The sequence below is a fragment of the Tepidibacillus sp. HK-1 genome (genome assembly GCF_001748485.2).
In the GTDB taxonomy this organism is placed as follows: Bacteria; Bacillota; Bacilli; order Tepidibacillales; family Tepidibacillaceae; genus Tepidibacillus_B; species Tepidibacillus_B infernus.
Window position 1 is genome coordinate 1 of sequence record NZ_BDGM02000036.1, and the last position, 12,587, is coordinate 12,587.

Here is a 12,587-nt window from a genome sequence, read left to right on the forward strand (position 1 = left end):
TTATACAACATTTCGCTATAATTCGCTATAAAAATTTTTAATAAAATAAAAATAAAATTAGCCTAAAACACTACATGTACCAGTGCTTTAGGCTATATGCGCTTAAAATTTATATGCAAAACTGTGGTGGAAGAACGTTCAGAAGCGTATTGTTCGTTCATCTGTTTAATCTTTTCGTTAAAAAAAGCAATCGGATCATCGTATTGTTTTTCTAGTTCATCCAGATAACCAAGGGATTTGATGGTTCTGGATTTAGGGGATTTACTATTAGCATCCCGATAGCTCTGTACGATGGATAAATAAATGCGACCAGTTTTTTTATTTTTCACTTGTCTAAGAAACATGAACATGGCTCCCTTAATTGAATACGATTTTACCTTCATTATACCATATTATTCTACAAAAGTCTACTAAAATATGACAAAAAAATAAAATAAAAATCCCCGGAAACATCAATGAAATCAATGCTTTCGGGTTAATAGTTGTTTAAATGTGTTGCAAAATTAGGGGTAGCACCTATTTTTACAGCCTTATCATTGGATACGTTATACATGTCATGCCCTCCCGAATAGGATTAGTTGTTTACATAATTTTACCACAATACAAATTACGTATATATACTATTACAAGTCTTCTGCCACATTTCCCCAATTATACAAAACTCAAAATAAGTTTAATGCCTAATTTTGTAAAATGTTTTTAATTCAGGTTTATTGACAGCTATTATGGCATATAATATAATGATCTTAGTGATCAGGCTCATGTTCCTTCCGAGGACTGGGCTATTTTTATGGGGTGAAAAGCAATGAAGCCATTCCAAACGCATCGTCAGCAAATTTCCATTCTACGTGGTAGAGGTTTAACCATTAATAATGGATCCACTGCTATGCGTATATTTGAAAGAGAAAATTACTACAATGTAATAAATGGGTATAAAGATTTATTTTTGGTAAAGAATCAAAATGGACAACCTATAACTCCAGAAACATATATACAGAATACCACAATTGAGGAAATATATAATCTTTTTACATTTGACCGGGAATTAAGAAATTTATTCTTGAAATATCTACTAATATTTGAAAATAGTATTAAATCCAAACTTTCCTATAGGTTTAGTGAAAAGTTTAAGGAACCCCATGCTTATTTATTGTGGAAAAACTATTCAATAGATATCAAAATAAATTTTCTACAGTTCCATTTACAGATATTTTAGCGATTATGGGGTTTGATCCAAAGTGGAAATCATATTTCTAATTAAAAATAACCCACCAAGTAGCCGTAAAGCAAATACTGAACTGCCCCCCTATCAAAAGGGAGCATATCAGATCTTTTTTCTTAGTGGTTATTTATATACGCCTCCACGGTTGTCAATCGTCAGAATATATACTCCCTCCCACGACACAAATTCTGAGTTATTATTTAGTTGGCGTTCTTCTTCTTCACTTAAATCAATTTCTTCTGGTTCCATTTCCAATATTTCATCCCAATCTGGACGTTTGTGAGTTAGGGATAAGAATTTTAAGTAATCATAAGCTGATTTCTTAGCAGATTCAGGAAGGTTTCGGACCAATTTAACTAAATCTTCATTACTAATTGCCATCATTCAAACCTCTTTTAATTTTCTATATACAGACAACAAAGTTGTTTTTTTACAGCACTTACATAATCCTAAGTGTAATAACAACTCTTTAGATATCATTATACTTCTTTAATGAATTTGATCTCAACAACAGTTTCTTTGCACCTATAAATGATACAGAATAAAATATCCTTCTTTTTTATTAAAAAAAAGCCAATTATTAAAAGAAAGAACCCTATCTTATAAAAAATAGATAAGGTTCTCCATGTTCATATTATCTCATTCCGTCAAATTTACTTTAATCCCAATTACTACATCGTCTAATAGGTACAAGGTTAGGGATTGATTTTGTTGTAGGTCGCCTAAGTAATAGGTTGCAGTACCTTTCCAAACACGAACATCTTTTGCTAATTGATAGGACTTGTACATTCCTGAGGTATCTTGGATATAGATTCTTCCATCATTTGCATTGACAGTTGTTAGTTTTCCTGATACTTTTTCCATTTGTGTGATCAGGATTTCACTACCCACTTCAACCACTTTGACATAATCATCGGTCTTTAGATTATTGATCGACATTTCAGTACCGTTACTATTATAAACAGTTACCGAGTTATTTAGACTGATCGTTTTTTGTCCATCAGAGGTATTTAGAATGAGTTGCTCTCGGTAGGTTTCAATTGAAGCAATCGTTCCATATGTTGGTGGAATAACGTATATACGTTCCAAATCGTCGCCGATAAATGTTAATTGTACTGTATCTCCTTCTTTTAAGTCCTCGATTGTTGGTTTTGATACGTTTGGAATGGATAGAGTGGTCGAGCTAGATAAATAGTAGTAGTCTTCATCTCCATCAATATCCACTGTAATTCTTTTTCTACTCGTACTGATATCCGTTAAGGTATAGGTTCCTGCAGTTCTTACGTCAATTTTTGTAACGACTTCTTGTTTAATCGTTACGATTATTTCCTGTCCAACTTCTAAATCAGATAAGTCAGGTCTGGTTTCATTGGCGATATTTACGTCTACATCTGGATCTAACCGATAAGTTAAAGTTTGACGTTGTTCGTTTTTAAGGGTAATAAAATCTCCCTGATCATCAATCCGAACAAACTCGCCCTTAACCGTATTATTTAAGGTGATTGCATAAATGAGATTATCTTTTAACTTCAAGGAAACTTTCATCCCTACTTCAATATCTTCGATCTCTGGATATCTTAAATCAAGATCTAGGTCAACATAATCATCAATGGGATATGTCTTTAATTCCCCTTTACTATTCTCAATTGTTAGATAGCGATTCACCGTATCAATACTTTTAACCGTTCCTGTTAAATCGCTAAGATAGGAACGATTGAGTACAGTTAAGGAAACAAGGCGTTGGTTTTCTACAGTAAAGCTGACTTCATCATCCACTTTTAAATCCGCTAAGGTTGCATTGTTAATCCCTTCAATTTGAATATCTGCTTGTTCAGATATTTCATATGCTTTTAGAGAACCATCCGTTAGGCGAAGGGTTAAAACTTGGTCTGATGTGGATACAACCACAACTTTACCGTTTAGGGTTACATTTTGATAGGGTTGAATCATACGGATCGTAGTAACTTGATCATTTTCCACGACAAGCTCTACTTGATCACCTTTTTGTAAGTCTTTTACCGTTGGAAAGCGAACACCTGCATACTCGACAATGACTTGGTCAGATAAGGAGAAGGCTTTATATTGTCCATTGTCTTCTATCATGATGATCTTATTTTCTAGATCAAGGGAATAAATCGTTCCTTTATTATTGGATAGGTTTAAGTTAGATGTTAATTCAATCGACAGGATTTTATTTTCCATGTCTAAATATAGTATGACTTCATTTCCAACAGCTAGGCTTGAAATATCTACAGAAACTGTAGAACTAGATTTTACTTTTGTATTTTGATCATAACGATAAACATTCAATTTTCCATTTTCATCTTTGATGGTAAGCAATTGATCTGCCACAAGATGTTGTACAATCGTTCCTGTAATCTGCGTCTGGTTAACTGGCATAACTTCATCTAGCTGTTCTAGATAAACAATATAGCCTTGGCTATCTACTCCAAAACGAATTTGATCACCTTGCTGTAAATCTGCAAGTTGAATGCTTGAACCATCTGGATTATATAAAGCAGCTTTACTTGAAAAGATGTATGTTCCTGTAACACCGTCTTCCGTTTTAATGGTATAAATATTATTGGTTATTGATTGAATGGTACCTACAGGTAATTGACCATCCACATCTGCCATAAAACGGTCAGTTCTGCCAATCATTGTAGCTAATTGTGCCCTTGTTACGGTTGAATTCGGGTTAAATTGAAGTTGGCCATTTGCGTTATAGCTTCCAGTAATGATTCCTTTTTCTGATGCTAATGCAACATAGCCCTTTAAATAACTTGGAATGGAAGAATCATCTACGAAGCTTGTTGTTGCAGTGCTTCCTACTTCATTTTCTGCACCAATCATTCGAATGATCAATTGAGCCACCCATGCTCTTGAAGCACCTTGATTTGGGTTGAATAAATCTGCTTCGATTAGACCTTTTTGCGCAGCAACAGCAACATATCCAATTGCATTCCAACCTTTTGGTAAGGATAATCCTAAATTGTCGATTTGTGTCGTATTAGCAGTTTTAGCCTCATCTTCTAAACCCATTGCTCGAACTGCCATCACTACAGCCTCTAACTGTGATACCGTTTTATCTGGCTGAAAGCGACCATCCCCATACCCTGTTACAACACCTCGCAGCTGCATTTTTAAAATATATTGCAGTCCCCAATGTTTATTCCCCACATCTTTAAATGGAGAAATTTCTTCTGCATTGGCAAATGCCCCAAATGGAATTAAGGCAAAGACTAGCATAAATACGAGTACAACGTTAAGTGTCCGTAGTTTCCTCATCAAACCACTCCCTGCTGTATTTTTGTATCTTTTACCTTATTCGACACAGTTCTTCCAAACCCTTCTATTGTGTGACAGATCTCACTTTTTTTCTGATAAAAGGTGTTCTTCAATTGACAAACGTGGTACGATCATAATAGCCCACAAAAGATTAAGTTTGTATATTTCAACTAAAGAAAAAATATTGAATTTATGTAATGGAGTGGTGAATAAAGGTGCAATTGGTTAGAAAATCGATCAACTATCTTGGATTTGCTAGTATACTCGCCTTTATAATAGGTGCCCCTTATCTAAGAGGTTTATTTTTTGATGTTGATTTTTATTGGATTGAATTAGGAATGATTTCTATTGTTTTGTTAATGATCTTCACCAATATGAAACAAACTAAAAATGCTTTTCAGCTTCCTGCTGTTTGGTTCCTCTTGCTTATCCCTGTAATTTATGGAATCAATGTCTTTCGTGCTGAAAATCAATTACTCGCTTTTCAACAATTCTTTCGTTGGGTAATGTACGCTTCTATTTTTATTGGGGTTTATTTACTAAAAGAAAAGAAATGGATGAAAGATCTGATTTGGGCTGCTTTTATCCTCTCAACAATTTGGATTGCTATTTTTGGTTGGTTAGGTGCTTATCAGTTAGTAGATTTTAGAGATGCATTTTTAGGAAATCGTATATCTTCTGTTTTTCAATATCCGAATACATTAGGCGCCTTTTTAGCGGCTGGATTGATGAGCCTTCTTATTCGTTCAACATCTGAAAAGAAAGGATTTGCTTTCTCTTCTATTGGATCTTTTCTATTATTTATTACGATGATCTTTACCTATTCAAGAGGGACATGGTTATTGTTTGCTCTGATATGGGTGATTCCGATCTTCATTCTCAAGTTTCGTGAGCAGTTACTTTACCTTATTCATTCTATTTTAATAGGATTTGGATTACTATTTACTATTGAAAAACTAAATCAAACGATTGTTGATAAAAACAGTTCAACCGGGTTTTTATTGATTGGGATTGCATCAATTTTGATTTTTTCTATTTATTTTATTTCTCATTATTTGATCTCTAAAATTAACAATAAATTAGTTAACGTAAAAAAGCTACGTTGGCTATTTCCAATTCTCTTAGTTATTGGTATCGTGATAGTTTTTTTTGTGATCAAAGATGGTGTGTTTTTAGATAAACTGCCTAAATCTATTCAACAAAGAATAGCTACTATCAATCTTGAGACAAATAGTGTAGTACAAAGAAACCTCTTTAATCATGATGCAACAAACATGATGAAGGATTATCTATGGTTTGGTGCTGGTGGTGGGTCTTGGAGACAACTCTATGAGCGTTACCAAACATACCCTTATACCTCAGCACAGGCACATAACTTTTACCTACAAACGATCTTAGAAGTTGGAATTATAGGCTTTATCTTTCTTTTAGGTTTTTTTGCTAGTATCTTCTATGGTTTCATTCGATCTTTCAAGTTAATGGATACAGATAGAAAAAATCAAATGGTCACTTTTGGTTTTGCTGTGTTTTTCTTATTAGCTCATAGTTTTATTGACTTTAATATGTCTTTTGCCTATTTCTCAGCGATTATCATGGTTCTTTTAGCTTTAATTACTGAACCATTTGATATAAAACTTCAATTATTAAAAAATAAGGCAATTCCCTATTCCTTCTTTACGGTTCTAACTATTATCAGTTTCATAAGTATCATCTGGTTGGGCCGTTTTGTCTATGCTGAAAGGCTAATGACGCAATTTACTGGTAAAACTCTGGTTGAAGCAGAAGGAATCATGGATAAAGCAATTAAAGCGAATCCCTATCAATTAGATTATCGAATGACAAAGATAAACGTATTGCAATCTATTAGTGGATATAATCAAGACAAGAAAATAGTTAATGATATTATGAAAGAAATCATCACCTTAAAAGATAACAGACGTAAAGATTCAAGCTTTTTATTACAACTATCGCAAAAGATGGGGGCGATGGGGTATATTAAAGATTCAATAGAAGTATTGGATGAAGGAATTAAGAATGGTTCATGGAGAGAACCTCTATATACTCAAAAAATTGTCTATTTATTTAATTATGCACAATACAATAAGGAACAAGGTAAATTAGACAATTCCCAAAAGCTACTAGATCAAATTGAACCATTATATAACGAGTTGATGGAAAAAAGAAGATACCTTGATCAACAAATTCCAACATTACGATACTCAACGTTTCGTCCTTCTCCAACGATGCTTCAATATGTTGGACAAACGTATATTGTTGAAGGAAAATATAATGAGGGCTTAAACTTACTTATTCCATTAACAAAACAAAAAGATGAGAACATTAAAAAGCAGGCAATTGCTTGGACAATTTATGCTTATGATAAATTAAAACAACCAAGTAAAGTCAATGAATTTAAAAAATTAGGCCAACCTTTAGGGATAGATCAGATTATAAATGAGATTTATACTACTTGGGAAAAATAAATTCATACTCAAAAGTAAAGCCACTCCTTAGGGAGTGGCTTTACTTTCTAACCCAGAAGCTAATTCTATCTTTGCTAATTTCAGCTCTTGTTTTGATAACTCAATCTCAAGGTCTTGTTTAATATTAGAATTATAATTATTTCTATTGATTACGTTTAACTTTGTTTCACTGTTAAAATGATATGTCGGGACAATTGTTTTTAATATTTTTTTAATTTCATTAGATGAAGATTTGTTACTTGATACTATATTTTTTAATTTATCTATCATTTTAAACAAATTATCTTTATCATACTCTATTGGTCTTCCAACAAAAATTCGATCGTGTTTTGTTGCCTTTGTGCCTTCTTCATCAGTTAATATTTCTTCAAATAGTTTCTCACCAGGACGTATCCCTGTGTATTCAATTTTAATATCTTTATCTGGTTCAAAGCCAGATAATCTAATCAAGTCTCGAGCCAAAGTATCTATCTTTACCGGTTTTCCCATATCAAGGATAAATGTCTCTCCGCCATGAGCAAGAGCTCCTGCTTGAATAACAAGTTGTACAGCCTCTGGAATCGTCATAAAATAACGAACCATCTCAGGATGAGTTACGGTAACAGGGCCGCCTTGTAAAATCTGTTGTTTAAAAATAGGAATAACACTACCTCGACTACCAAGAACATTGCCAAAACGAACGGCAACAAATTTCGTGTTGCTAATAGCATTTAAATGTTGAACAATCATCTCGGCAATTCGTTTGGTTGTGCCCATGATACTGGTGGGATTAACCGCCTTATCTGTAGATATCATTACAAAGTGAGTTGCTCCATATTCATGCGCACATTCTGCAACATTTTTCGTACCAAAAATATTATTTTTTACTGCTTCACTAGGATTTCGTTCCATAAGAGGAACGTGTTTATGAGCTGCAGCATGAAAAACGACATTTGGTCGGTACGTCTCAAAAACATGGTTCAATCTTCGATTGTCTTGAATATCGGCAATAATCGTTTCTAATTCTAAATTTGGAAATTTTCTTCTTAGTTCTAACTCTATTTCATAGATACTATTTTCCCCATGTCCAAGTAATAATAGCCTTTTAGGTGAAAAAGGAGCTATCTGTCTACATAGTTCAGATCCAATTGATCCACCTGCCCCTGTGATTAAAACGACTTTCTCATTTACATATCCAACAATACTAGATAAATCTATTTCTATTGGTTCGCGCCCTAATAAATCTTCTACATGAACATCACGAATCATTTTTACACTAATTTTCCCCGACACCAAATCTGAAACTCTTGGCAATATTTTAATATTCGCTTTTGTTTGCTTACAAATATTAATGATTTCAGCAATTTCTGATTTTGGAGCAGATGGGATTGCAATGATGATTTCTTGAATACCATACCTTTCTACTGCATTTACGATATCATCTCTTGTCCCTACAATTGGTAGGCCAAGTACCTCTAAATTAAGCTTGGAAGGATTATCATCGATAAAAGCAACAGGGTAAAATTCCGTATCTGGAGAATGTTTTAATTCTTTAGCTATCAATGCCCCTGCATTCCCTGCACCAATAATCAAAGCCCTTTTATGATAGGGCTGGATTTTTAGATAATCATCGCGAATGATTCGCCAAGTTAAACGAGATCCTCCTATTCCAGCAATAATTAACATTAAAGATAATAAGTAAATGGAACGGGGGACTACTACATTCGGGTACATGTATTGTATTAAACTATGAAAGGAAAAGAAAAACACTTCCGAAATGGTTACTGCCTTTACTATGGAAATCAGTTCTCCAATACTGGCATATTGCCAAACCCTTTTATATAATCTCATTGAGTTAAAAACAATTAAAATAATTGCCATATGCATGATGATTACATATGGGATAAAGATAAACAGTTCTGTCCTTAATTTAAAATCAAAACGTAAAAAATATGCCATCATAACAGATACTGCAATAATTACAGAGTCAATCAACGTTAACAATAAATAGCGCAGGCGAAAGCTCAAGATTCCTCCCCGTCCTTTACTTTGATTCAAGTTTAATCTTTTGTATCTACAACAACTGCTTTTCTTGTATCTACTGAAGAACTTGTGCTATTCCAATATTCTTTCAAGAAAACCCAAAAAACTCCTACCATAAAGCCCAACACAGTTGCGATTGCGACATTTAATAATTTATTTGGTTTCACTGGATTTTCAGGTTCAATGACATTTCGTACAACAGAAGCCTTAATTCCTGTTTCTTTTGCAATCTCTTTTAATTGCCCCTCTGCTTTTGTTAATTCAGTATGTTGACTTTCAAGATCACTTAGAGCCAATTGGTTAGCAGCATAATCTTCCAAATACTTAATGTAAGCAGGATTTGGTTCCTCATTTTGAACAGTCAATTTACTTATATTTACCACATTTGTATTCCCTAATCGGGCTGCTAATTCCTGTAGATAGGGATCATCTACAATCGACTTTTGATAGATAAGAGACTTATCGACCTTTGCCATTTCTTCTTTAATCTTAGCTAATTTATTTTTTAATAAAGCCATATCCATTTCCACTTGTCTCTTCGTAGATTTTACATTTGCTGATAACGTATCGAAGTTTTGATCTTCAATAAATTGTTGAAACCTTGCTGTAACAATGTTAGCTAATGCGACTGCATCTTTTGCAGAATGAGCGTTAACTGTAAGATTGACAGTCATTGTATCTTTCACTAAATCTACTTTAATCAAGTTATTTAATGCTCCAGATTGGATCCCTTCCCATTCTGGTGAAATTTTCTTTACTTGTTCTAACATTCTAGAACCAGCAATGACATTATCGAAGGCGCTTATCAACGTATTAATTGGAACTTCTTCTTGGTTCATCATCTTACTGATAATTGAACTACTTTCTGTCCCTTCTATTTGTTTAACAACAACCGCCGTTGTTATTTGATATGTAGGCGAGAGAACAAAAAAGCTGATAATAGCACTTACAAACATTGCTGCTAGAGTAACAACTGCAATGGTTTTCTTCCCTCGAAGCAAAATCTCAATCAATTCCCTTAAAGATATTTCTTCAACGTTTTCCATGAATTTTACCACCTTTAAACCTTTATTATGTATTTTATAAACTTAAAAATAGTACAATTATTAATTGTTCTACAATAGCAAACAAATTTCCTGCTAATTTCGACAAATTTTACACTACAAAATTTATTATTACGGTTTATGTATAAGTTCATTGCGAATTAGGAGGGGAACAGGATGATTACATGGGGGTCAGTTCTGATATGGTCGGAGAAAAATGGGTGACCTTTTTCATCTCATTTCTTTATGCGATGAGTGATAAATATCATCAATCTTTAACAGGTTTTCGTGATGGCCGGTGGTCAGATGTAGTAATCTATAGTATTGGTATGATTACGTATTCATTGGTTCCGATTAGATATAGAGAGAAAGCAACAAAAGGGGTCGGTTAAACATATTTTCGCTCTTTAGAACTCCATGTATCAAAGAACTCATCTTCGCTGATTATTGCCATAAAAGGCGGCAAAGTAAAATCAATAATGACGCCAATAACAGAATCAAGACTTTTTTCAAACTTCAATACTTTTTTACAGAAGTTGTTCCACCGTTTTTGAATTGCATCGTCCTTAGCTAATTTTGATATTATAGCAACAGAATCTTTTTCATATGGTGTACCTCGATTAGAAAGAGTTTCGTAAATTGCCTCTTGTAATTTTCTACCTTCAAAGTCAAATGTCGTCGCCAGATAATAAATATCGTAGAAATCCTTCATACGACCTGTAGCTTCCATTAATGATATGATGGCATCTAATTTTTCAGCCACAGTAGACTCTAACGAATATGTTAATACTTCAGGCTTTTCAAACTCAGAAAGAACAACCGGTAGTTTTCTTTTTACTGCCGATGGAACAATAATATCTCCGACTCCAAAATCAATGCTAAAAGGTGTCTTGGTATTTCCAATTAAACCAATTAGATTAACTCGGATACCATGGTACTCTTTTATTTCACTAATTACTTCTAACCCTCGAATCTCAAACCTAATAAAATCATTTTTGCTAGGTGTGGAAATAACTTTACCAACTAGTATTTCTATCGAATGTAAATCAGTTGAATGATTCTTTAAAAGATAATCTGCATCAACTGTTGGCCTAGTTGTAAATTCGCTGATAGTATATAGAAGAAATCCGCCTTTGAGAATCAGATTATCTCTGTATTTCGATTGTGATAACCTTCGTATAAACTCTTCTTGGCAAAAAAGATTCAATAATTGTTGAAGTTGAATACCTTTTTCTTTTGATTTGTTCTTTAACTTAGCTAAAATTGATGCTGCGATATCAGCCATTATATCCACACTCCAATATAGGTTTGAACCTTATTTTTGATATTAAACAATTCAGCGTACTCAAACAGTTTTGTTATATTTTTCTTTTGATCTTTAACATAACGTTGGATTGCATTGTTAAAAACTTCTTTCTCAAGTTTGTTCTCATAACGAAGAACATCACATATGGTCCGATCACGGGTAAAAATCTTCACCGTAACACCTTCAATTTGAATGGTATCAAGACCAACATCTAAAAATTTTGGTTCTAAATAAAAAGGCTCTATTAGAGGATATTCGATTTTATACTGGCTTTTTTCGCTATCTTTATCAACCGCTATCTGCCAAGCGGAGGGTATTCGATCGGTATAGCCGTAATGAATTAGTGCGCTTTCAAGAAAAATGACTGCATGAGGAAATAGCCGCGATATAACGGCTTCCTCTGGATTAATATTATTTGATAGTTCATAATATCCCTGCTTGATTTTAGTAAGTACATTTTCTTCAAGAAGTTTTTTAATATGACGACTTGAAAGCCCAATAGCATTAAGTTCTGATGTTTTAAGTACGCCTCCATGCTTATTAAATTCATTTTTAATAACATCTATATTAATCATTTTTGCACCTCAATATCCGCTTTCTACTTCGCAAAGCGGGTAATTTAGTGCAATTTTATCATATTACTTAGCCAAAGAGCAAGATTGTAGATTTAAAAAGTAGACCCCTTTTGGGAAGTATTGGAATTAAGCAACGAATAAAGCTTTATAGCGTGACCTTTTTCATGTCATTTCTGAATGGTTTTTACAACTATAAAAGCACTTTGCATATTTGTCTATATGATCCTTTAATGGCCTATGTTTTAATGTTTCGTAATGAATAATGTCAAAATAATAGGGTAAAGGTAATTCTTCGTTTAATAATACACTCAAATGGTTAATTATCTCTTGCGTCAACTGAGAACCATATATAACTAGATCAACATCTGATCCATTTTTGTAATTACCCATGGCACGACTTCCAAAAATAGACGCTTTTTCAATCTCTGGCCACCTTGATAAAGCTCCAATAAGTGAACTACCCGCCACCTACGTTTCGCTTAGAGGTGGGGGCTTCTAAGGTAATCGCACCTAACGGTACGAAATTTACTTAGCTATCGAGCCTGTTCCATGCTCTATTTATGATTATACTAACAGTCGCAATCCTTCACGCTTGATATTGATAGAAGCGTTCCAATCTCTATCTGCCACAAAACCACAATCACAATG

At 33.6% G+C, this 12,587-nt stretch carries 10 protein-coding genes and 1 pseudogene; 3 read left to right on the forward strand and 8 right to left on the reverse strand.

From position 1 onward, the window contains the following. Positions 1–119 precede the first annotated feature (119 nt). A pseudogene (locus BEN26_RS13215) lies at positions 120–344 on the reverse strand (IS1634 family transposase); the annotation flags it as partial. A gap of 461 nt (positions 345–805) precedes the next feature. Between BEN26_RS13215 and BEN26_RS13220 the strand changes: the two are divergent. Then, complete coding sequence (locus BEN26_RS13220; protein WP_069800133.1) at positions 806–1,216, forward strand: Abi family protein; 411 nt, start codon at positions 806–808, stop codon at positions 1,214–1,216. 129 nt (positions 1,217–1,345) lie between these two features. Here BEN26_RS13220 and BEN26_RS13225 read toward each other — a convergent pair whose 3' ends face one another. Both BEN26_RS13225 and BEN26_RS13230 read right to left on the reverse strand, forming a co-directional pair. After that, positions 1,346–1,606: a hypothetical protein gene (locus BEN26_RS13225; RefSeq protein WP_255421911.1), complete on the reverse strand. Its 261-nt coding sequence runs from the start codon at positions 1,604–1,606 to the stop codon at positions 1,346–1,348. A 255-nt stretch (positions 1,607–1,861) separates the two neighbouring features. Beyond that, complete coding sequence (locus BEN26_RS13230) at positions 1,862–4,510, reverse strand: S-layer homology domain-containing protein (protein WP_069800137.1); 2,649 nt, start codon at positions 4,508–4,510, stop codon at positions 1,862–1,864. Positions 4,511–4,725: 215 nt separating this feature from the next. Between BEN26_RS13230 and BEN26_RS13235 the strand changes: the two genes are divergently transcribed. Next, entirely contained in the window at positions 4,726–6,993 is a 2,268-nt protein-coding gene (locus tag BEN26_RS13235) for an O-antigen ligase family protein (RefSeq protein ID WP_069800139.1), read from the forward strand. Positions 6,994–7,020: 27 nt separating this feature from the next. Here the strand turns inward: BEN26_RS13235 and BEN26_RS13240 are convergent, their stop codons facing one another. Together BEN26_RS13240 and BEN26_RS13245 are read right to left on the reverse strand one after the other, a co-directional pair. After that, on the reverse strand, positions 7,021–9,000 hold the full coding sequence (locus BEN26_RS13240; protein ID WP_084818859.1) for a nucleoside-diphosphate sugar epimerase/dehydratase: 1,980 nt from the start codon (positions 8,998–9,000) through the stop codon (positions 7,021–7,023). 32 nt (positions 9,001–9,032) lie between these two features. Further along, on the reverse strand, positions 9,033–10,061 hold the full coding sequence (locus tag BEN26_RS13245) for a Wzz/FepE/Etk N-terminal domain-containing protein (RefSeq protein WP_069800143.1): 1,029 nt from the start codon (positions 10,059–10,061) through the stop codon (positions 9,033–9,035). Between the two features lie 182 nt (positions 10,062–10,243). On the opposite strand from BEN26_RS13245, the gene BEN26_RS13250 reads away from it, so the two are divergent. After that, positions 10,244–10,450 (forward strand): VanZ family protein, encoded by a 207-nt coding sequence (locus BEN26_RS13250; RefSeq protein ID WP_069800145.1) that lies wholly within the window; start codon positions 10,244–10,246, stop codon positions 10,448–10,450. Here BEN26_RS13250 and BEN26_RS13255 read toward each other — a convergent pair. From BEN26_RS13255 to BEN26_RS13265, 3 genes are all read right to left on the reverse strand, one after another. After that, complete coding sequence (locus BEN26_RS13255) at positions 10,447–11,343, reverse strand: nucleotidyl transferase AbiEii/AbiGii toxin family protein (protein WP_069800147.1); 897 nt, start codon at positions 11,341–11,343, stop codon at positions 10,447–10,449. The two genes, BEN26_RS13250 and BEN26_RS13255, sit on opposite strands and share 4 nt — an antisense overlap. Beyond that, positions 11,343–11,939 carry a type IV toxin-antitoxin system AbiEi family antitoxin domain-containing protein gene (locus BEN26_RS13260; protein WP_069800149.1) on the reverse strand — a complete coding sequence of 199 codons (597 nt, stop codon included), beginning with the start codon at positions 11,937–11,939 and terminating at the stop codon, positions 11,343–11,345. Before BEN26_RS13260 ends, BEN26_RS13255 begins: the two co-directional genes overlap by 1 nt. 162 nt (positions 11,940–12,101) lie before the next feature. Further along, positions 12,102–12,407, reverse strand: a complete 306-nt coding sequence (locus tag BEN26_RS13265; RefSeq protein WP_069800151.1) for a nucleotidyltransferase domain-containing protein — start codon at positions 12,405–12,407, stop codon at positions 12,102–12,104. Between the last annotated feature and the right edge of the window lie 180 nt (positions 12,408–12,587).